Genomic DNA, 20,834 nt, shown 5'->3' with positions numbered 1-20,834 from the left:
TCCTTCGGGACGGGCGGTCAGGACAGGCGCTTGCGGACGGTGGCGGAGAGGCGGTCGACGGCGACGATCAGGACGACGACGACCAGGATGTGGGTGAGCATCTCGTCGAACTTGAACAGCCGGATGGACTGGTTGATCAGGAAGCCGATGCCGCCCGCGCCGACGAGGCCGAGGACGAGTGAGGAGCGGACGTTGACGTCGAAGCGGTACAGCAGCAGGCCCGCGAGCTGCGGGGTGACGGTCGGCAGCAGCGCGTGCGTGGCGACCTGGATCCGGCCGGCGCCCGCCGACCGCAGCACCTGCGAGGGGCCGGGGTCGGCGTCCTCCAGGGCCTCGGCCCAGAGCTTGCCCATGACGCCGACGTTGTGGCAGACGAGGGCCAGCACTCCGGGGAAGGGGCCGAGGCCGACGGCCGTGACGAAGATCAGGGCGAAGACCACGTCGGGTACGGCCCGCAGGAAGGAGAGCACCGACCTCGCGGCCTGGTAGACGGCGCCGGACGGTGAGGTGCCACGCGCGGCGAGCAGGGCGAGCGCCAGGGAGAACGGGATGGAGAGCGTCGTTCCCAGCAAGCCGATCCACAGGGTGACGAGCGCGCCGGAGAGGCTGGGTTCCAGGACCTCCCACGACAGGTCGGGAGGGATCGCCTCGGCCAGGAAGTCGGCCATGCCGCGCCAGCCCTCGGCCAGGGCGGTGAACGACACGTCGGTGGCGTCCCACGCGATGACGTGCGCGGCCACCACCACCGCCGTGACGGCGGTGAGCGCGGCGTGTCTGCGGGGGCGGCGGGGTTTCGGGGGTACGGCGATGCGGCGCACTTCGTCGTGGACGAGGGTCATGACACGGCCTTCAGGATCGTCGGCTGGTACAGGGCGTCGACGTCCTGCCGGGGGTCCCCGTCGAGGACCACGTGGCCCTCGCGCAGGCCCACGACCCGGTCGGCGTGGCGCGCGGCGAGAGCGGGCTGGTGCAGGACGGCGAGGACGGCGAGGCCCTCGGCGTGGGCGAGTTCGGCGAGCAGGGCGAGGACCTGTTCGGAGGCGGCGGGGTCGAGCGCGGAGACCGGTTCGTCGGCGAGCAGGACCCGGGGACGCTGGCACAGGGCCCTGGCCACGGCGACGCGCTGCTGCTGTCCTCCGGAGAGGCTGCCCGCCCGGTCGTGGGCGCGGTCGGCCAGGCCGACCCTGTCCAGACAGGCCATGGCCTCCTCGCGCAGCGCCCGGGGGAAGAGGGCGGGGACGAGGGAGTGGCGCAGCGACAGCCGGCCGAGGGCTCCCGCGCACACGTTGTCGAGGACGGTGCGGCGGCGGACCAGGTGGATGTGCTGGAAGATCATGGCGATGTCGAGCGGTGCGGCGGGCCTGCCGTCGATGGCGACCCGGCCGGACTCCGGCTTCTCCAGGCCGGCGGCGGCGCGCAGGAGCGTCGACTTGCCGCAGCCGTTGGCGCCGAGGACGGCGAGGAGTTCGCCGTCGGCGACGGTGACGTCCACGCCGTGCAGCACGCGCCGGTCGCCGTAGCGCACGGTGATGGCGGACAGGTCGAGCATCAGACGTCCTTCTCGGTGAGCTTCAGCGTCTCGGCGAGGTCGAACAGCGGCTGGTACGTGGACTTGTCCACCTTCACCAGCGGGCCGGGCGGGCTGACGTCGAGCAGGGCGCCGATCTCGGCGACCTGGGCCGGCGGAAGGTTCAGCAGCGCCTCGCGCACGGCCTTCTTGAACTCCGGGGAGTGGTCGCCCCGGACGGTGATCGGGTCGTTCGGAATCGGCTCGGAGAACCAGATCCGCCGGAACTGCCTGCGGTCGAAGGTGCCGGCGTCGGTCGCGCTCGCCAGCTGCTGGGAGTTGATCTCGGCGGCGTCGACCGCGCCGTTCTTGAGCGCGAGCAACGCTTCCGGGTGACCGCCCGCGTAGCTGACCTTCACGTCGTCCTTGGCCAGGCCGGCGTCGAGGAGGGCCTTGCGGGGCAGGGCGTCGCCGGAGGTGGAACCGGGGGAACCGAGGGCGAGGGTGCGCCCCTTCAGCTGGTCGATCGAGGTGACCGGGGAGTCGTTGGCGACCCAGATGCCGGCCGTGTAGCTGGACAGCTTGCCGTTCGCGTCACCGAAGGAGGCCACGGCCTCGGCGTGCGCGCGCTTCTCGGCGAAGACGTAGCCGAGGGGGCCGAAGATGCCGATGTCCAGCCTGCGGTTCTGCATGGCGAGGACCTCGGCCGAGTAGTCCTCGGTGACGGTCAGCTCGACGGGACAGTCGAGCTTCTCGCCGAGGGCGTCGGCGAGCACCTTGGCGGCGGGGGTGAGACGGGCGGGGTCCTCGAAGGGCTCGACGCCGAAACGGATCTTCCCGCCGGGGCAGGTGGCGGATCCGGCTGCGGAGGAATCGCTTCCCCCGCAGGCCGTCAGGGTGAGGGTGGCAGCGAGGACGCCGGCGAGGGCGAGGCGGCGTACGGACACGGTGTACTCCGATGAGGATGATCGGTACGGGGAGGGAGGAGAGAGGGCGGGGATGCGGCGGGAGCTCGCCGGGCCGGCCAGAAGCAAAGTCTCAGGCCGGGCCGACCCGGGTCAAGATCTTGTATCTACAAGTCACCGTTTGTTCACCTGGAGCCCGCCGGCCGGGGACCGGCGGACGGTGCGGTGAGGGGTCAGGCGGGCGGGTGACCCATCTCGGCGGCCGTGCGGCGCACTTCGAAGAGACGGCGGCCGTCGCGGTTGATCCAGGTCGCGGTCAGCGTCGGCGTCGCGCCGGTCGTGTCGGCGACGAGCTTCAGGAAGACGTGCGGCTCCACGGCGCTGTGCACCAGGTGGGGGCTGGGTACGTTCAGGCTCGGGATCGTGCTGTCGTGCAGGGGGCTGACGATGAACTGCCACAGGTCGTAGCCGACGCGCGGCCCGTAGTCCAGGGCGCGGGAGACGTGGATGTCGCCGCCGACGAGGAAGCAGCCCGGGATGCGGTTCTCGGCGACGAAGTCGAGGAGGGCTTCCTTCTCGTGGGCGTAGGTGCCCCAGTCGTCGGACTCGCTGTTCTGCTTGTCGTCCCAGATCATGCCGCAGGCCAGCGCCTTGAAGGGCGCGGTGCTGCGCAGGAGGCGCTCGCGCAGCCAGTCCCACTGCACCTGTCCCAGGCAGCCCGGCTTCGTCGGGTCGGCCCAGCTGGGTTCGGTGCGGCTGAACCAGCGCGGGTCGAGGAGGAAGACCTCGATCGGGCCGCGGCGGAAGGAGGTGTACACACCGAGGCCGTCCGTGCGGGTGGTGAGCGTCGTCCCGCCGGCGTCGTGTCCGAAGCCGGCGTTGGCGCGGTAGTCGACGAACGCGGTGCGGTTGTTGCGCTTGCCCGGGGCGTCCCCCTGCAGGTTGTTGCCGCCGAAGTCGTGGTCGTCCCAGGTGGCCCAGACCGGCCGGGAGGCGACCAGCTCGGCCAGCTCGGGCTGCTGGAGGAACGTACGGTGCTTGCGCCGGGCGACGGCCAGGTCCGAGCTGTCCACATAGGGGGTGTCACCGAGCAGCACGAAGCTGTCGCAGCCCTCGTCCGCGATCCGCGTCCACACCGGGTTCGGCGTCGACGGGGCACAGGAGCCGAGCCCCATGGTCACGACCGCGGGGCTGCCCGGTACGGGTGCGGTGGTGAAGGATCCCGTCAGCGCCGTGAAGCCGGGGGAAGCCGTGACGGGCGTGATGCTCAGGTCGTAGCGGGTGTCCGGATCCAGGCCGCGCAGGTCGAAGAGGAGGGTGTTGTCGTTGGCCGTGGACAGCGCGGTCTCGACGGACCGCGCCGCGCCGCCCTCCTCGCGGAAGGCGCACACCCAGCGGGTGTGGACGGCGGGGTCGAGACCGGGCCGGGCCCAGACCCGCGCGGAGGCGAAGTCCACGTGGCCGACGAGCGGGCCGGCGGCCGGCTCGGGCGGCATCGGCGTCGGCGTCACGACGGGCGCGGCACCCTGCCGCACGAGCGCCACGTAGCGGGCGAGCGCCTCGAAGAAGGCCACGCTGTCGGCCACGGCAGCGGCCGGCTGGACCGGCGTACCGGCACCGTCGAAGCACTTGTCCACGGTCAGACTGCCCACCAGGAAGCGGCCGCGCCCGTACCCGCCCTCCAGCAGGGCCGGCGGGAAGCCGTGGGCGGCACAGGCCATCAGGACCCGCATCGACCGCCACTCCTTCACGGTCTCCCAGCTGACCCGGATCCCGGACGCGCGGCCGGTGAACAGCAGTCCGCCGCTGGTGCGCAGCCCGGCGACCAGCGGATGGTCCGGGGCGACGGGATGGATGGTGTCGTAGTCGGCGTCGGTGCGCACGGCCCCGAGCGCGGCGGGCAGGTAGGGCACCGCGGCGCCGTACTGGTCGGACTGCGCCAGGTCCAGGACGACGCCGCCGCCCTGGGCGAAGACGCGCAGGGACTCGGCGTGGGCGGTGGTGTAGGCGGCGTAGCGGGGGTCGTTGTTGGTGAAGCTCCCGAAGGCGATCAGGTCGACCGGCCCGGGCTGGTCGGTGGCGGGCCGGGTGAGGTCCAGGGGTACGACGGCGAAACCGGCACGGCGCAGGAGCTCGGCCAGGCCCGTGGCCCTGGTCCACTGGTCGGTGTACTCCAGGACCGCGGCGCGCGGCGGTTCCGCGGCGGCGGCGGCGGTCGGGGCCGCCGCGGCCAGCGCGGAAGCGGACAGGGCGGTGGCGACGCCGCCCGTCAACAGGCGTCGCCTTTCGAAGCCCTTCATGGTCATCTTCGTCCTCTCGCGGGAACGCGGGATGGTGCGTGGGGGGAGGTCCGCGGGGAACGCTGACAGAGGGCGCACACGAAAACAACAAGGTGTATGTACAAGTCACCCGATGTTCACCCGCCTCGGCCGGGAGCAGGGCGGGGAGGCTCCACCCAGTAAGGTCACGTTCATGGGGACACCGCTGCACACGACGATCTCGAGCACGCTGCGACTGCGCATCCGGGACGGACAGATCCGCGTCGGCGAGGCACTGCCCTCCGAGGCGCAGCTGTGCGAGGAGTTCTCCGCCTCCCGCGGCCCCGTGCGGCAGGCCCTGGCCGCGCTCCGGGACGAGGGGCTGATCGGCGGCGGCAAGGGGAAGCGCGCCGTCGTCCTCGACGCCGTACCCGCCCAGCCCTTCGAGTCGTTCCTCTCCTTCACGCGCCGGGCCGAGCTGACGGGCCACCTGCCGGGGCAGCGGCTCCAGGAGATCGCGATGCGCCGGCCCGAACCGGAGGTCTCCGCCGCCCTCCAGCTCGACCAGGACGAGCTCGTCGTCCAGCTTCTGCGCCTGCGCCTCCTCGACGGCCGCCCGGCCATGCTGGAGCGCATGACGTACACGGCGGCCGTCGGTCGCCCCCTCTTCGACGCCGACCTCGACGCCGGCTCGATCTACGCGCTCCTCACCGAGCAGGGCGTCGACCTGCACTCGGCGCGCCACACCTTCGACGCGGTCGCGGCCGACGCCACCGACGCCCGCCTGCTGGAGGTCCCCGAAGGCTCCCCGCTCCTGCGGGAGAGGCGCCTGACCACCGACTCCGGCGGGGTGCCGATCGAGTGGTCGGACGACCGCTACCGCCCGGACGTCGCCGCCGTCACGGTCACCAACACGCGCAGTACACGCACCGCGATGCTGTGACGGGCGGTACCCGCGTCGGTTCCCGTCACCGGGAGGGGACGATCGCCTGCCGCGGCTCGACGGAGCCCCGCGCGGCGGCCACCGCCTCGTCCAGGGCGTCCAACGGGTAGGAGCCACCCACCAGTTCGGCGAACGGGTAGGCGTCATGGCGGGCGGCGAGGAAGTCCACCGCCTCCTGAAGGTGCTCGGCCCGGTAGTTGTGGACGCCGACGACGGTGTGCAGGCCGCGGACCACGCTCTCGGGGTCGAGCGCGACCGGCTCGCCGGGTGACACCGAACCGACGAGCACGAGGGTGCCGCCCACGGCCAAGGCGCGCAGGCAGGTCGCCACGCCCTCCGAACGCCCCGACAGTTCGAGCGCCACGTCGATCTCCTCGGGTTCCGCTCCGACGTCCCGCGCCTCCACGGCCCCGAACCGCAGCGACTGCTCCCGCCGCGCCGGTTCGGGGTCGATCGCGACGACGTGGGCACCGGCCTCCCGGGCCATCGCCGCCGCGGTCAGACCGAGCATGCCGACGCCGGAGACCAGAACCCGCCGCCCCTCCAGGGGTCCCGCCGCGTCCAGGGCGGCGGCGACGGTCGCGGTGGCACACGAGGCCGGACCGGCCACGACGTCGGGAAGCCCGTCGGGAACGGCGACGACGGACGTACCGGGCAGGAGGACGCAGTGGGTGGCGAAGCCACCGGTCAGCGGGGCGTTCTCGTCCCACGGCTCATGCCCGTACTTCCGCAGTTCCCGGCACTTCTGCGGCAGGCCGCGGCGGCACCGGTCGCACGAGCCGCACGCGGCGGTGACCGACCACACGACCCGCATGCCGGGGACCACGGGCCTTCCGTCCACGCACCGCGGATCTCCCCCGCCCACACCGACCACGGTGCCGACCTGTTCATGACCGAGCAGGGCGGGCACCGGCGACGGCCGCCGGCCGCCGACGGTGTGCAGGTCGCTGCCGCACACCGTCGCGAGATCGACGCGTACGAGAACCTCACCGGGCCCGGGCGTACGAGAGGTGGTGACGGCCACGGTCGAGAACGGCCGGCCCACCCCTTCCCACCGCGCGCATCGGGCATGGACGACATCGTCAGGAAGTGTCAGTGCTGTCACACGCCCCAACCTGCCATGCCGACGACCCCGACAGCAAGAAGGTGTATGGACAAGTTGTCCTCGCTCGGGCGCCGCTTTCCCGCGGAGCCGGAGCGAGACGGTGTCCGCCCCTCCTCCTCGCGAAGGGGGCGGGCCGGACCAGGCCCGCGCTACGACAGAAGGGCCCGGACCGCGCGTAGCGGTCCGGGCCCCACCTCGTGTGGTGCCGCCGGTGGCGGCGGTGCGTCAGCTCTGCGCGGTGTCGTCGCCCGTCTGCGCGGTGTCGTCGCCCGTCTGCCCCGCGTTCCCGGCCGCGCGCGTCTTCTCGCGCATCTTGCGCACCAGCTCCGCCTTCTGGTCGGCGGCGCCCTGGCGGTCGCGGTTGCGATGCGGACCGTTGTCCTGTCGTTCGGCGCGGGACTGCTTCTTGCGCTGGCCGCCGCCCTGGCCCACGGGGTTGTTGATGTTCTTGCTGTCGGTCACGGGTTCTCCCGGTGCTGATGTGAGGTGATCTACGGATTCGTCGGTGAGGGACGGGCGGCGACGTCAAGGGAGGTCAGCGGGGCCCGTCACGCTCTCACTCGTGAATCGGTGTCTGGAAGAACATGGAAAAGAGGTTACCCGCTTCCGTGGGCCCCTCCCCCGCGGGCTTTCGCCCTCCCGGAGACGGCAGGCGTCGGTCTGTCGGACCCCGCACCTAGGCCGTTTCTTTCGGATCTGGCCGGGTGAGGGAGCGGCGTCTGGTGCGTGCGCTCGCAAGGCGGAGGAGGGAGTCCATGCGGAGCATAGGCGACCGACGACAACGCGGCGAGCGTGCGTGCCAGACGCCGCGAGCCCGGCAAGATCCGAAAGAGACGGCCTAGGCTGGAGCGAGATCGATCAAGGAGTGGGACCGTGCGAATAGAGCGTCACCAGGTGAGCGAGGCCGTCGTGTCGGCAGCGCGCGAGGACTTCACGAACCGCATCGGGGGACAGGTGCGGTCCATGTCGAGGGGCGGCCGGATGGCCACGTACGAGTGGCAGTCGATCGCCGACGAGTTCCTCGACTACCTGGGCGCCCTCTCCGTCGAGAAGCCCGACCTCGACACCGCGGAGGCGGCGGCCGTCCTCAAGGACGCCTCCGAGGCCGCGGCCGGTGCCGTCGCCTACGCCGCGTACCACCCGCACTGCACCTTCAACGTCTTCCTGTCGTACGTGAACTTCGGCATGAGCTACGACCCGGGTGAGGACGCCCCCGAAGAGAGTGTCACGCCCGGGGAGTGGACCGACGCGCTCTGCCTGGCGATCCTCGCCGACAGGGCCACGTGGCACGGTGAGGCCTTCCACTTCGCCCGCGGCAAGTTCGGCGCGGAGGTGCGGGGAACGCCCGGCGGCGAGCTCGCCACGGGGCTGACGGCCGTGGTCATGGACGACACCGGCGACGACGAGGAGTACCCGCCGACCGCGCAGGCCAAGGTCGCCGCCGTCGACGCGGCCCTGGACCGCGTCCGGGCCCGCGCCGAGGAGACCGGCAAGCCCCTGCTGGACCGGCCGGACAGCGTGGCCCTGCGCGCTCTGCGCGCCCTGGCCGCTGAAGACCGGGCGGCCTTCGACACGGCTCTGGCCGACCTCCTGGCCAGGGAGAACGCCCTGAACGGACCCGCGGCCTCGCCGAGCAGCCTGCTCCCGCTCGTCCCCCTCGCCCTCGCCGCGCTCGCGTACCGCACGCTGGGCTGGGCGCCGGCCGTCCGCACCGACTACCTCCCGCACGCGCTGGTCACCGGCTTCGAGACGCGTGGCCCGCGAGTCGGAGGGTTCGGCCGGGACCGGCGGCAGGACGCGGTCGTCGCGCTCGCCACGGGGCCGCTGGTCGTGGAGCGGCCCGCTTGCGAGAGCCCCCTGGACCCGGAGCTGGAGGCGACGTACGAGGAGAGGTTCCGCACAGCGTTCACACCGGTCGACGGCGAAGCCCTTTCCATCCGGAGGATCGAATACGTCATGGGCGATCAGGAACGCCTCTTCCGGTGGCGTTCCACGAGCCCCGGCGGCGTCACGGACGCCCAGAGGACGAGCCTTCGCCTGGCCTCCCAGGCGGGTGCGGCGCTGTTCCGCATCGCCCTCGCGGAGTCGGGCACCGACGCCGAGGTGACGATCGACGGCCGCGCGCTGCGCTTCCCGGGCGGGAACAAGCTGACGGCCGGCGCCCACAACTGGCAGACGGCCACTGCCTTCGCCCTGATCACCGGCGTACGCGAGGACCTCGCCCCGCTGGTCCTCACCGGCCCCGTCTTCGCCGGCCCGGACGGCTCCGCCTTCGGCCCGTACCGCGCGGCGCTCCACGCCTACCTGACGGGCACCGATCCCGAACTCGCGGCGCAGCGCGCCCTGCAGTACGCCGAGACGGCCAAGAACTGGGGCTTCGCGATGCCGCCGACCGTCCTGCTGTCGCAGCTCGTCGAGGGCGACGAGGAGAGCTTCAACCTGGCCCTGGCCGACGCGCTCGAAGCCCACCGCTCCTACTACGAGGTCGCCGACCGCGCCGACGATCCGGACGCCGCCGTCGACCTGGACATCCTCGCCCTGGCCTGCCACGCCCGCCGCCGCGGCTGGGCCATCCGCGTCGCGTCCCCCTACCTTCCGCCGGAGCTCCTGCAGAGCGCCGAACCCTTCCGGGACCGGTCCTGACGATCGTCGCGTCCGCCCTGGCGGTCGCCGACGACCATCACGCCGATTGGATCCACACCGCGGTCGTCGATGTCCTCGGCATCTTCTCGGAGGATCTGGACGAGGCGCTACGGATCTGCGAGGAGATGTCGGGCGACGCCGACGATCGTGTCGTCCGGGGTGCCCGTCGGCTGTACGAGAGCCTGGTAGTGATCGATCCCGTTCTTCGCCCCGTATAACGGGGGTTCGGTCGCCGCTGTGAGGGTGCGGGTCCTCAACGGCAGGGGCCGTGAGGGGCACCTTGCCGGCGCCGTGCCGCGGAGCCTTCCCGTCGATCACGTCCCGGATCGGATCGTGAGAGCTGCCACGGTGGCTGTGCCGAGAGAGACGCACGAGGTAGAGGCAACGGCGCTTGTCGTAGCGGGTGGCTACCGCCCGGTGCTGTCGCGACCGATGGACAGCCCGGCGGCGGGCCGGGGGGACGCCGCCGTGCCGGAACGCGGTCTCCGACTCCGGAACGTGCTCCAGGCGCTCGGCTCTCCGTCGTCGGCGCCGTCCCTGCCGACGGCGGCCCCGCGCGCCGCGCGGAGCCGGGCGCGGGTCGGCGAGCAGCCGACCCACGCGTCCGTCGGGCAGGACGCGGCAGAGGGGAACGGGACTCCTGCGGGCCCGTCAGGCACCCGCGGTGGCCTCGGTCTCGGGCAGCAGCTCGGGCATCCCCTCCACCAGCACGACGACCCCGACCACCTCACCGGCCTCGGAACGGCCGACCCAGACGGGATAGGTGCCGTCCCCCGTCGTCGCGAAGGCCACCAGCTCGCCGCCGGAGGCCTGGTCCCGGGCGCGCAGCAGGTACATGGAGTCGCTGATGTCCTCGTACACGTCCGGGCCCAGGTCGGGGTCCCCCTGGATCAGCCCTTTCTCGAAGAGCGCGAGGAGCGGCTCCCAGGCCCCGGCGTCGGCGAAGCAGCCCGTCGCGCCGTCGGTGACGAAGCCGAAGATCCCGTTCTCCGTGAGCAGGCGGGGGTCGTCGTCGGGCCGGGAGGCCATCTCCCACGTCGCGGCGGGGACCTCGCTGACGAGCACGCGTACGGCCATCGTGTCCGTACTCGTGACCTGGCGCCCCCTCCACTCGCAGTGGTAGGAGTAACTGGCCTGCGCCTCCTCCAGTACGTACTCCCCGGGCGGGACGCGGACCGTGAGGTGCGGCCCGTCGTCGTCGCCGCCGTCCGGGCCGGAGACGGCCAGCAGGCCGCTGGGCACGCGCAGGGCTCCGGTCCGACGCGGCTCCACGACCGTCATCTCCGGGTGGTACCCGTCGGTCACCCGCACGCCGGGCCGGAACAGCTCCGTGATCGGCCCGGGCCGCGCGGGGCGGGGCGGACGCCAACAGGTGGCCGGCGCAGGGCCGCTGCTGTCGTCGGCCGCCACCGCCTCGGTGATCTCGAAGACGGGCGGTTCCGTGAACCCGTGGACCTCGGCCGAGAGCAGCGGCCATTCCCCGAAGGCGGGCCGGTCCGTCCAGCGCTCGTCGTCACGGACCGTGGGCACGGTGACGTGGGCGCCTCCGCCCTCGCCCCGGGGCTCCTCCGTCCGCCGGCCCCTCCCGTCCGGGAAGAGCTCCACGGTGATACGCGGACACCGCTCGTCGAACTCCGCCGTCTCGGGGCCGGCATAGCTCCAGCCGGCGGTGTACCGGCGCAGCAGCCGCGCGGGGTCGTCCAGCAGCCGCATGTCCAGCTCGTAGGTACGCCGGCCTTCGGCGTCGTAGACCCACAACCCGACGTGGTGGTCCCGCCAGGAAACAAGCCGGACCTCCAGCGGAGCCTCCCGGCCCGCCGCCCGGTACACCACCACGTACGGAAGCCCGGCGGCATCCCGCTCACGAGCCTCCCCCACCGATATCGGTCGCCAAGGCGTGCGGGACCGCACGTCCCACGCCCGGGCGTACCCCACCTCGATCACCATGGCCGGCCGCTCCCCTGCTCCCGCTCGCGAATGTGCCGAACTGCAACGTAGCCGTCACCGGTGACAACGGGCGCGCCGGGCACCGCACCGCGACAGCGCGGCGGCGGCGCCCTCCCCTCGGCCGGATCCCGGTCGGCCTGCGCCCGGTTCGAGCGCGCGGTCACCAGGACCGGCGATGTGGCGGCGTCCGGGTCGTCGGCGTACGCCTCGCGCCGCTCGGCGTCCCAGGCGCTCCCCGGCGGCCGGCGGGGAGCGTCGTTCCACGCGTGCGGTGTTCCACACTCTCCGACATGCGTTCCGGTCTGTCGCCGCCTCCGGCCGGGGGTTCAGTCCTTCGCGTACGTCGCCTTCAGCTCGCGCTTGAGGACCTTCATGCTGGGGCCGAGCGGGAGCTCGTCGGTGATCTCGACGCGGCGCGGGTACTTGTGCTTGGCGAGGTGTTCCTTGGACCAGGCGATCACCTCGCCCGGAACGAGGTTCGCGCCCGGCTTGGGGACCAGGACGGCGCAGACCTCCTCGCCGTGCACGTCGTCGGCGAGGCCGATGACGGCGGCGTGGCCGACGCCGGGGTGGCGCATGAGCACCTCCTCGACCTCGCGCGGGTACACGTTGTAGCCGCCCCGGATGATGACGTCCTTCTTGCGGTCGACGATCGTGAGGTAGCCGTCGGCGTCCTTGGTGCCGAGGTCGCCGGTGCGGAACCAGCCGTCGACGAGCGCTTCGGCGGTGGCTTCGGGGCGGCCCAGGTACTCGGTGAAGACGTTGTGGCCGCGCACGACGATCTCTCCCAGATCGCCGGTGGGCAGCAGCTCGACGCGGTCGTCCACCCCGGCGCGGGCGATCTCCACGTCCACGCCCCAGATCGCGTGACCGACGGTGCCCGGCCGCGCGCCGTACCAGGGCTGGTTGACGGTGGCGACGGGCGAGGTCTCGCTCAGGCCGTAGCCCTCGTACACCGGGGAGCCGAAAAGGTCCTGGAAGCGGTGGAGGACGGTGACGGGGAGGGAGGCGCCGCCGGAGACGCCGATGCGCAGCCGGGGCAGCCGCGCGGCCTTCTCCGCGGCGGCGAGGAGGTGGATGTACATGGTGGGCACGCCGTGGAAGACCGTCACCTTCTCGCGGACCATCAGGTCCAGGGCCGCGGCCGCGTCGAAGCGGGGCAGGAGCACGAGGGTCTTGCCCGCGCGCCACACGGCGTTCAGGGAGGTGGTCTGCCCGAAGGCGTGGAACAGGGGCAGTGAGCCGAGGACGATGTCGTCGGGGACGTACTCGTTGCAGTCGAAGGCGTCGACGGTCGCGTTCATCACCAGGTTGAGGTGGCTGAGCACGGCGCCCTTGGGTACGCCGGTGGTGCCGCTGGTGTAGAAGATGACGGCCGGGTCGTCGGCGGCGCGGGCCGTGTGGACCCGGATCGGGGTGGTCTCCCTGGCGAGGCGGTCGAGTTCGCCGCCGTCCCCGAGGCCGACGAGGCGGGCGCCGACGGCCTCGGCGGCCGCGGTGCCGACGGCTGCCTGCGAGGGGTGGCAGAGCAGCAGCTTCACGTCGCTGTCGCGCAGGACGTGCTCGACCTCCGGGGCGGAGAGCAGCAGGTGGACGGGGACGACCACGCCGCCGGCCGCGAGGATCGCGTAGTAGGCGAGCGGGAAGTCGACGGTGTTCGGCGCCATCAGGGCCACCCGGTCGCCCGGGCGGACGTCGAGCCGCTCGACGAGCGCGGCGGCCTGCGTACGGACCTGTGCCCATACCTCGGCGAACGTCAGGCGCAGTTCGCCCTGGACGAGTGCCTCTTTGTCGGGCCTGCGGCGGGCGTTGTCGGCGAGGATCGCGGCGAGCGAGAGAGTGGACATGGGGAGGGTTACTCCGTTCCGTGCTGGTGCGGCTCTGGACCAGGAGGGGTGTCGCGGGCCGCTCCGCCCACGACGGGCATCAGCGGACGCCGCGCCTTGTACACGGCGTTCGTCCGCTGACGAGAGACGTGTCATCGCCGATGGCGACCGCGACGACGCTGCGCCGTGCTCGGGCCGTACGGCACCGGACTGCGGGGGCGCCTGGTGGTGGTCTCCTGTCGCTCGTCGAGGGGCCGAGGCGCTCGGCGGTGTCGAAGGTCATCGCGGGCACGTCGGCTCCTGTCGATGGACGCGCCGTAAAATTAGCACTGCTAGTTTTGGACTATAGCCAGGGGACGGACGCGTGGAAAGGGGGAGGGGCGGCGCACCAGGCCCGCATGGGCTCTGGAATGACGAGCGAGTGGCCGCACTCAGCCCAGCTCAGCCCAGCTCAGCCCAGCTCAGCTCAGCTCAGCTCGCCCCTGACCGCCCGCCGCCCGGCGACGCGGTCCCGCCCGGGCGCCGGCCGCGCCGCCGGCACCCATGGACCTCCCCGCGAACGGGCCCTGACCGCAGGACCTCGCCTCGCGGAAGCGGAGACGGGACGCGGCTTCTCCCCGGTGAGGCCGCCCGAAGTCCGTACCCCGCGCGCGGGGTACGGAAGTGGCCTACCGGAACGGTTCGCCGCGTGGAAGACGGCCGGTCCGGTCACCGGCCGGGGCTCTCGCGCCCGGCGGTCAGGACGGCTGCACCTGATCGAAGAGGGCGAGGGCCTGGGCGGGGTCCGGGCTCACGAGGCGCTCCAGTCCGGCCGCCGTGATCCTGGCCCACCTGCCGGCCCGTGCCCACATCCGTTCCTCGAAGGCGCGGACGGTCTCGCCCAGGTCCGCGGGGCCGGTGGCGATGGACTCGGCGAGTTCGGCGCCTTCCAGCATCGCGAGATTGGCGCCCGCCCCCAAGGGGGGCATCAGGTGGGCGGCGTCGCCCAGGAGCGTCACCCCGGGGACGTGGGTCCAGGTGTGGGACTCGGGCAGGACGTAGAGGGGGCGGTGGGTGAAAGCGGTGCCGTGGCGGAGGAGGTCGAGGACGGGAGCGGCCCAGCCGTCGAACATGGCCAGCAGACTCGATCGCACCGCCTCGACGTCGGTCAGGTCCAGGTCCGTGTGCCAGTCCAGCGGTGCGCGGAACTGGGCGTACACCTTGACGTGGCCACCGCTGTTGCGCTGGGCGACGACGGCTCGGTTCACCCCGTACGCGGCCACGGAGCCGTCTCCGACCAACCGGGCGAGGTCGGGGTGGCGGGTGTCGACGTCGTCGAGGGAGGTCTCGACGAAGGTGACGCCGGTGTAATGCGGCGTCACCGACGAGACCGCCGGGCGGACCCGGGACCAGGCGCCGTCGGCGCCGACCACGAGGTCGAAGCCCTCCTGCCGCCCGTCCTCGAAATGGACCAGTACGCCGTCCCGGGTTCCCGGGACCACCCGCGTCACGCCCCGGCCCCACTGGACGTCGAGAGGGCCGAGGAGCAGGTCGCGGAGTTGCCCGCGGTCGATCTCGGGATGGGCCCGGTCGTCCGGACCGGGCAGCCAGTCGCGCAGGACCGTTCCGTCCGTGTCCAGGATGCGCATGGCCTGCCCCTCGGGGCGGGACAGCGCCTGGAACTCCGCCAGCAGCCCCGCCTTGTCCAGCGCGAGCTGGCCCAGCCCTTCCTGCAGGTCCAGCGTGCCGCCCGGGGGGCGGGCGTCGGGAGAGGGATCGCGTTCGAGGACGGCGACGGAATGGCCGTGACGGTGCAGGACACGGGCGAAGGTGAGGCCGGCGGGGCCGCTTCCGACTACGGCGATACGATGTCTCATGCCGATACACTGTATTTCTCCGATACGATGCATCGCAACAGAACGGTGTGACCATGACTGTGTGGGACCGGCCGGAGCCGCCGACTCGCCCCGCGCCGCTCGACCGGGAGCGGATCGTCGCGACCGCCGTCGCGCTGGCCGACGAAGGCGGACTGGAAGCGGTGTCGCTGCGCAAGGTCGCCGCCCGGCTGAACGCCGGACCGATGCGGCTGTACGGATACATCGCCACCAAGGAGGAGTTGCTCGACCTCATGGTGGACGAGGTCCAGGCCGAGATCCTCCCCGAGGAGCGATCCGCCGACTGGCGGGAGGCGCTTCGCGTCCTCGCCCACCGCACCAGGCGGACCGCTCTCCGGCACGAATGGCTGGCCGACCTGCTCGGCGGCCGCCCGACCCTGGGTCCGAACGGCCTCGCGGTCACCGAGGCCACGCTGGCCGCCCTGGACGGTCTCGCCGACGTCGACACCGTCATGCGCGCCGTGGAGACCGTCAGCGCCTACTCCACCGGAGCGATCAGGCGCGAGATCGCGAACCTGCGGGCCGAGCGCGCCACGGGCCTGTCCGAACGCGACTGGCAGCGCGCCTACGGGCCGCATGTCACGAGAATGCTCGCCACGGGCCGCTTCCCGGCGCTGGCCAAGGCCGTCCACGACGGCACGGACGTGGACGCCGAGACCTCCTTCGCGACCGGCCTCGACTGGGTCCTCGACGCGGTGGCCGCCAGACTCCCCCGGCCGCCGGCGTGACGACGGGCAGTACGCGTGGTCCCCGACGAGCTCGACGGCCGGGGACCTCCCAGACGTACGGGGGGAGCCCCTTCCCCTCACCCCGACGTCGTGTACAGCCCCTGCGAGGTCAGCGCGGCGTACTCGTTCACCACGAGGGGAGCCGCGCCGGGGTCCAGCTCCCGGTCCCTGCCGGTCCTGCCGTCCAGGACGACGGGATCCCCCGGCCGCCCGTCCTCCAGGAGCCGTCCGTAGACCGCGCCGTGGAACGCGGTCAGGAGCAGCGGCGCCTCGCGGCCCTCCGTGTCGGAAACGCCCCCCACCCGCCACAGTCGCTTGCCGCTCACCGCGTCGTACCCCGACAGCTCTCCGCCCTCGACGGTGCGCGCGAAGCAGAAGGTGTGAGCCGCCCGGTCGTGGACGCACTTCTCGATCTCGTGCAGCCTCTCGCCGAAGCCCTCGACGTCCTGAGGCTTCCCGTCGGACATCCTCAGCACCCGGTCACCGCCGTAGTCGGAGGACTCGCTGATGTGGATCAGCCGGGGAGAGAACGTTCCGATCTCCGCGTCCGAGGTGAAGGTCTCCGACTGCCACCGCTGCTTCCCGGTGGAGGCGTCCAGCGCCGTCATGACGGTCCCTTCTCCGGAGTGGTCCTTGCCCACGACTTTCCCGCCCTGGACGAACCGCCCCTCGAAGTCGGGCCGCTCCCACAGCCGCTTGCCGGTGGCCAGGTCGACTCCGTACGTGGTCGGGTAGTCGGGGCTTCCTCCCAGGACGAGTACGGCCGTGCTTTCCGACACTCCCGCGACTTCGCAGACGTCACCGCCCACAGGTACGTCCAGCGGGGCCCGCAACGCGGCCTGCCCGGAGGTCGCGTCCACCGCGACCAGCTCGAAGGTCCAGCGGTCGGCCGTGGTCCCCGTCCCCTTGATCACCGTGGGAAACACCCCGACCGCCATCCGCTTGCCGCCGACCGTCCCGACCCCCGGCCGCGTCCGCTCACACAGCGGCGCCTTGAACTCCAGGGTGTCCACGCCATAGGTGTCGGGAAGCGCCCCCTGAGGCCCGGCGCCGTCGCCGACCCTCTCGCCGGAGGCCAGGTCGACGACGACGATCCTTCCTCGTTCCGACGCGTACGTGTAGGCCTTCCGGCCGTCCAGCGCGACCGCGCCGACCTCGACGTCCTCCAGGGCCGCCGCACTCGCGGCGCCGAACTTCACGGGAGGATCGTGCGCGACGAGCGGCGCGAGGGTCTCTTCCGGCCGAGTGGTCTCCTCCGGCCGAGCGCTCTCCTCGTGCTCGGCCGTCCTGCTGGGGTGGTCGTCCTTCGCCCCGTCTCCCTGTCCCCCGCCGCACCCGACCACGAACAGCAGCAGCACAGCGGCGACGGCGGCTCTTCCGTGTAATCCAGCGCGCATGTCTCCCCCTCGACTCGGCCCGACTCGGCGTACGCCAGGCCAGTTTCGATCAGCGCGACGGAAGATGCCAGAGAGGTTCGGGCCCGGAACCGACAGAGCACCGGACCGTATGACCGCCTTTCGGTCATCGCCGGTCACCCCCTCCCCGCTCCCCCGCCACGGAGACAGACCGCGCCGGGGCCGGCACGGGGATCGCGAGGCGACGACCGGCCGTGGCACCGAAGGCGTGTGGTGGATGACGGGACTTCAATCGCCGTCGTCCGAAGCCCTGCTCCCCTCGCCGACCCGCACGGAGGGCGGCGCGTCGAAGGCGTCTCGCGCGGGACACGCGCCGGATACCGGACGGGGAGGCGCTTGACCGTCGGCGCGTCGGCCCACGCGCCCGGGCCGGCCGAGGACGACTCCGGTCAGGATCAGGGCCAGTCCGCACAGTTGCCGCACGGTCACCACCTCCCCGGCGACCACGATGCCGAGCAGCACGCCGGTGACGGGGTTGAGCAGCCCGATCAGCCCGACCGTCCCCGCGGGCAGGTGGCGCAGCCCGGTGAACCAGGCCGCGAAGGCCAGCGCGGTGGCGATCAGGGCGACGTAGCCGAACGCGAGGAGCGTCGGTGCCGAGAACGCCGGCGGAGGGCCCTCCACGACTGCCGCGACCGGGAGCAGGAACAGACCTCCGGCGGTGAGTTGCCAGGCGGTCGAGGCGAGCACATCGGCGCCGGCGTCCCACCGTTTGGTCAGGACGTGCCCGAAGGACGACACCAGCATGGCGGCGGCCGAGGCGAGGACTCCCGGCACGCTCACCCCCTCCACGCCGGTGAGCAGTGTGAGACAGACCCCGCCGAGTCCGATCACGGCACCGGCCAGGTGTGTGACGCCGGGCCGCTCGGACACCAGGAGCCAGGCGATGAGCATCATCGTCAGCGGGGAGACCGCGATGACGGTCGAGGCGACGCTCGTCGGAAGCAGCTGGGAGGCGGCGTAGACGAGGACGAAGAACACGCTCATGTTGAGCAGCCCGAGCACCGCGGACCGCCACCACCACGCGCCGCGCGGCCGCTGCCTGCGCAGGGCGAGCAGGACGAGGCCGGCGGGGAGCGCCCGCAGGGCGGCCCCGTAGAGCGGGCGGTCGGCCGGCAGGAACTCGTGGGTGACGAAGTAGTTGGTCCCCCAGGCCACCGGGGCGACCGCGGTCAGAGCCACCCACCGCATTTTGGCTTCCATGGAAGCCATAATAACTTCCTTGGAAGCTATTATGGTGCGCATGAACCAAGGTGAACCGCTGGACCACGTGGCCCGCATCCAGGCCGACTGGCGCCGCGAGCGGCCCGACCTCGACGTCAGCCCACAGGGAGTGATCGGCCGACTGCACCGTCTGGCCGACCGGCTCACCGAGGAACTCTGCCTCGTCTACGGCCGCCACGGCCTCGGCGAAGGAGAGTTCGACGTCCTGTGCGCCCTGCGCCGGGCCGGGGAGCCCTACGAGCGGGCACCGGGCGAGCTCGCCGCGCACACCATGGTCACCACCGGCGCGATGACGAAGAGAATCGACCGCCTGGAGCGAGCCGGACTCGTCACCCGCCGCCGGTCCGACGACGACCAGCGCGGCCGGATCGTCGCCCTCACCACCCCCGGACGTGAACTGGTCGACCGGGCGTTCACCGACCACATGCGGAACGAACACCGCCTGCTGGATCTGCTCACACCCGCCGAAGCCGCGTCGCTCGAAACCCTGCTCACCAGCTGGCTCTCCCGCATGGACCCGGTCGCACCGCTCGATCGACCGGCCCCCGAAAGGTGACGCGGCCCGGACCAGCCGCGTGACGTGGGCGGTCCGGCCGTGCGTCCGGCTGCGCCACAGGCCCCGTACGCGGGAAGGTCACGGCGGCGGCCGGCCCCCGTACTCGGACGCCGAACCGCTCCCACTCGGACTCGACGTGGTGTCAGCCGTGTTCCACCACGCGGAAGGCAAGGCACACGACGACGACGTGGTCATCGACCGATGTCCCCTCCTCGCCCCAGAAGCGGCGGTGCACCTCGCGCCAGTCGTGAAGGGACGCGTCGCCTTCGCCCTCCGCCCTGGCGTGTTCCCAGGTGACCTCGCCGAAGGGCTTCACTTCGACACCGGTGAACATCAGGGTGGCGATACGTCGGCCCGTGTTGTCGAGCAGGGCCTGTCGCTCACCGACGTACTCCAGGCCCTCCATCTCCTGCGCGTACTCGTCGAGCAGACACGTCGTGGCGGTCTTGGTACCCGCCAGAACCAACGAGTTCAGCTCGTCCCGCATGCTCCCCGGCGATCCCAGTTCCAGCGCACGCATGCCGTCGACTCGCGGCCACATCGTCTCTTCACCCCACTCCGGAACGGTCGGCCCGCCGTTCGACAGGCGGCACACGGATGATCATATTCATCCGGAACGGTGGGGAACCGGGCCCACGGGTGAGCCGCTGCTACTCGTCCGAGGCGACTCCACCGTGGCTGCTGCAGGCGCCCTGCTTCCCGATGGAGGGGGAGGACCAACCGTCGGCGCACTTCCCGCTCTGTCCGGACGCCCCGCTCTCGCCGGTCTCGGGGTCCTCGGTGACCTCCCGCTCCTCACCGGATTCCTCTCCCCGGGCGCGGTGGGCGACGACCACGACGGCCACGACAGCCGCGACCGCTCCGGCCCCGACCCCGGCGATGAGCTTCTTGTTGTCCTTCCACAAGCGCTTGACGGTCGCCACAGCGGAGGCGGGCTCGGTCTGATCCGCGTCGGTCTGATCGAGGTCGGTCTGCTGAGTCACGGCGGGGCCTTCCCTGAGCGGTGTCGGTCGTGCGGGTAGTCGTGATGATCGCTGGCCGGCGGCGCCGGTGTCGAACCGACTGCGCCCGCGGCCGCGAAGAGCGGCGTCCACCGGCCTGCTCGCGCGGCGCTGTCCGCGAACCTTCCCCGCGCGAGTGGGGAGCGGCGATGCGGCCTCTGCGGGATGGACGGAACAGGACGTCGCCGAGGAACCATCGAACGCCGTGGACCGACCGGACAGGCCCCAGGGTTCTGCCTAGCGGTGCAGATGGCTCAGAGCCTCATCGCCCACGGGGTAGGGGCGTTCGCGCGGTAGGAGTCGCCGGGCGGCGTCCAGTTCTCCGTCTTGTACATGTCCGTGGATCACGCGGGCGAGCGGTGTGACGTCGGTGAGGGAGACGATCCATTCGTCGGCGTAGCGACGTGCGGCTTCGCCTGCCAGGCCGAGCTGGAGCGATCGGTGGGGAAGCGACTGAAGGCGCAGGTCGCGTTCGGGGTCCCATTGCACGCGCGCAGGAGCCCGGTTCAGTCGGCGTCTCCACGTGTCGCGGTCGGTGTGGAGGCCGTGTTCGTAGTGGGACAGGCAGGCGTGCCGCAGTGCCCACTCGAAGCCCTCCCGGGCTATCTCCACGGCGAGAACACGCTTCTGGCCTTCCTTGGTGCCCCAGCCGCTGCGGTACATCATCCACAGGAACGACGGCTTGATCCACGTCATCCTGTCCCGCTTCCACGTTGCGGGGAATCGCCCCTCCCGGCCGGCGGGCAGACCGATCTCCGGCGGGTACGCCTGGTACACGGTGATGGTGGAGTCCGTATGGAGGGCCCGGATCCGATACGTGGGTTCTGTCACCGGACCAGGGTGATCACTCCCCTTCACGTGCGCCATCGAATTACCGCGGCACGGCGTCGCCGAGTCCGCGG

General features: G+C 72.1%; 18 protein-coding genes. 4 read left to right on the top strand and 14 right to left on the bottom strand.

Annotated elements, in window-relative coordinates:
* Window positions 1–17: 17 nt before the first annotated feature.
* The 4 genes from phnE to ACFQ8C_RS16965 form a co-directional block, all read right to left on the bottom strand.
* Complete coding sequence (gene phnE, locus ACFQ8C_RS16980; protein WP_383457686.1) at window positions 18–839, bottom strand: phosphonate ABC transporter, permease protein PhnE; 822 nt, start codon at window positions 837–839, stop codon at window positions 18–20.
* Complete coding sequence (locus ACFQ8C_RS16975; protein WP_383457684.1) at window positions 836–1,549, bottom strand: phosphonate ABC transporter ATP-binding protein; 714 nt, start codon at window positions 1,547–1,549, stop codon at window positions 836–838. Before ACFQ8C_RS16975 ends, phnE begins: the two co-directional genes overlap by 4 nt.
* A complete protein-coding gene (locus ACFQ8C_RS16970; protein ID WP_383457682.1) occupies window positions 1,549–2,454 on the bottom strand; it encodes a phosphate/phosphite/phosphonate ABC transporter substrate-binding protein in 906 nt (301 codons plus the stop codon). Before ACFQ8C_RS16970 ends, ACFQ8C_RS16975 begins: the two co-directional genes overlap by 1 nt.
* Before the next feature lie 191 nt (window positions 2,455–2,645).
* A complete protein-coding gene (locus ACFQ8C_RS16965) occupies window positions 2,646–4,712 on the bottom strand; it encodes an alkaline phosphatase D family protein (RefSeq protein ID WP_383457679.1) in 2,067 nt (688 codons plus the stop codon).
* Between the two features lie 172 nt (window positions 4,713–4,884).
* Here ACFQ8C_RS16965 and ACFQ8C_RS16960 point away from each other — a divergent pair, with 172 nt between their 5' ends.
* A complete protein-coding gene (locus ACFQ8C_RS16960; protein WP_383457675.1) occupies window positions 4,885–5,613 on the top strand; it encodes a GntR family transcriptional regulator in 729 nt (242 codons plus the stop codon).
* 25 nt (window positions 5,614–5,638) lie between these two features.
* Here the strand turns inward: ACFQ8C_RS16960 and ACFQ8C_RS16955 are convergent, their stop codons facing one another.
* Window positions 5,639–6,637 carry an alcohol dehydrogenase catalytic domain-containing protein gene (locus ACFQ8C_RS16955; RefSeq protein WP_383457672.1) on the bottom strand — a complete coding sequence of 333 codons (999 nt, stop codon included), beginning with the start codon at window positions 6,635–6,637 and terminating at the stop codon, window positions 5,639–5,641.
* 306 nt (window positions 6,638–6,943) lie between these two features.
* Window positions 6,944–7,180 (bottom strand): DUF6243 family protein, encoded by a 237-nt coding sequence (locus tag ACFQ8C_RS16950; RefSeq protein ID WP_383457670.1) that lies wholly within the window; start codon window positions 7,178–7,180, stop codon window positions 6,944–6,946.
* 411 nt (window positions 7,181–7,591) lie between these two features.
* Between ACFQ8C_RS16950 and ACFQ8C_RS16945 the strand changes: the two genes are divergently transcribed.
* Window positions 7,592–9,361, top strand: coding sequence for an immunity 49 family protein (locus tag ACFQ8C_RS16945; RefSeq protein ID WP_383457667.1), 1,770 nt, complete (start codon window positions 7,592–7,594; stop codon window positions 9,359–9,361).
* 651 nt (window positions 9,362–10,012) lie between these two features.
* On the opposite strand, the gene ACFQ8C_RS16940 is transcribed toward ACFQ8C_RS16945, so the two are convergent.
* The 3 genes from ACFQ8C_RS16940 to ACFQ8C_RS16930 all read right to left on the bottom strand — a co-directional run bounded on the left by ACFQ8C_RS16940 (window position 10,013) and on the right by ACFQ8C_RS16930 (window position 14,990).
* On the bottom strand, window positions 10,013–11,308 hold the full coding sequence (locus ACFQ8C_RS16940) for a DUF4241 domain-containing protein (protein ID WP_383457664.1): 1,296 nt from the start codon (window positions 11,306–11,308) through the stop codon (window positions 10,013–10,015).
* Window positions 11,309–11,634: 326 nt separating this feature from the next.
* Window positions 11,635–13,155: a long-chain fatty acid--CoA ligase gene (locus ACFQ8C_RS16935; RefSeq protein WP_383457662.1), complete on the bottom strand. Its 1,521-nt coding sequence runs from the start codon at window positions 13,153–13,155 to the stop codon at window positions 11,635–11,637.
* 716 nt (window positions 13,156–13,871) lie between these two features.
* The gene (locus tag ACFQ8C_RS16930) at window positions 13,872–14,990 is read right to left on the bottom strand and encodes an FAD-dependent oxidoreductase (RefSeq protein WP_383457660.1); all 1,119 of its coding nucleotides are present in this window, start codon (window positions 14,988–14,990) and stop codon (window positions 13,872–13,874) included.
* A 53-nt stretch (window positions 14,991–15,043) separates the two neighbouring features.
* On the opposite strand from ACFQ8C_RS16930, the gene ACFQ8C_RS16925 reads away from it, so the two are divergent.
* Window positions 15,044–15,736, top strand: a complete 693-nt coding sequence (locus ACFQ8C_RS16925) for a TetR/AcrR family transcriptional regulator (RefSeq protein WP_383457658.1) — start codon at window positions 15,044–15,046, stop codon at window positions 15,734–15,736.
* A 77-nt stretch (window positions 15,737–15,813) separates the two neighbouring features.
* Here the strand turns inward: ACFQ8C_RS16925 and ACFQ8C_RS16920 are convergent, their stop codons facing one another.
* Window positions 15,814–17,133, bottom strand: a complete 1,320-nt coding sequence (locus tag ACFQ8C_RS16920) for a PQQ-binding-like beta-propeller repeat protein (RefSeq protein ID WP_383457655.1) — start codon at window positions 17,131–17,133, stop codon at window positions 15,814–15,816.
* A 246-nt stretch (window positions 17,134–17,379) separates the two neighbouring features.
* Complete coding sequence (locus ACFQ8C_RS16915; protein WP_383457652.1) at window positions 17,380–18,354, bottom strand: EamA family transporter; 975 nt, start codon at window positions 18,352–18,354, stop codon at window positions 17,380–17,382.
* A 40-nt stretch (window positions 18,355–18,394) separates the two neighbouring features.
* Here ACFQ8C_RS16915 and ACFQ8C_RS16910 point away from each other — a divergent pair, with 40 nt between their 5' ends.
* Window positions 18,395–18,931 (top strand): MarR family winged helix-turn-helix transcriptional regulator, encoded by a 537-nt coding sequence (locus ACFQ8C_RS16910; RefSeq protein WP_383457649.1) that lies wholly within the window; start codon window positions 18,395–18,397, stop codon window positions 18,929–18,931.
* A 142-nt stretch (window positions 18,932–19,073) separates the two neighbouring features.
* Here the strand turns inward: ACFQ8C_RS16910 and ACFQ8C_RS16905 are convergent, their stop codons facing one another.
* The 3 genes from ACFQ8C_RS16905 to ACFQ8C_RS16895 all read right to left on the bottom strand — a co-directional run bounded on the left by ACFQ8C_RS16905 (window position 19,074) and on the right by ACFQ8C_RS16895 (window position 20,799).
* Window positions 19,074–19,526 (bottom strand): ASCH domain-containing protein, encoded by a 453-nt coding sequence (locus ACFQ8C_RS16905; protein ID WP_383457646.1) that lies wholly within the window; start codon window positions 19,524–19,526, stop codon window positions 19,074–19,076.
* A 55-nt stretch (window positions 19,527–19,581) separates the two neighbouring features.
* Window positions 19,582–19,914: a hypothetical protein gene (locus tag ACFQ8C_RS16900; RefSeq protein ID WP_383457643.1), complete on the bottom strand. Its 333-nt coding sequence runs from the start codon at window positions 19,912–19,914 to the stop codon at window positions 19,582–19,584.
* A gap of 255 nt (window positions 19,915–20,169) precedes the next feature.
* Window positions 20,170–20,799, bottom strand: coding sequence for a DUF4291 domain-containing protein (locus ACFQ8C_RS16895; RefSeq protein ID WP_383457640.1), 630 nt, complete (start codon window positions 20,797–20,799; stop codon window positions 20,170–20,172).
* Window positions 20,800–20,834: the final 35 nt, after the last annotated feature.

It is taken from the genome of Streptomyces sp. NPDC056503, assembly GCF_042794995.1.
In the GTDB taxonomy this organism is placed as follows: domain Bacteria; phylum Actinomycetota; class Actinomycetes; order Streptomycetales; family Streptomycetaceae; genus Streptomyces.
The sequence above is the reverse complement of the archived record's forward strand: the minus strand, read 5'-3'. Positions and strand labels throughout refer to the sequence as shown.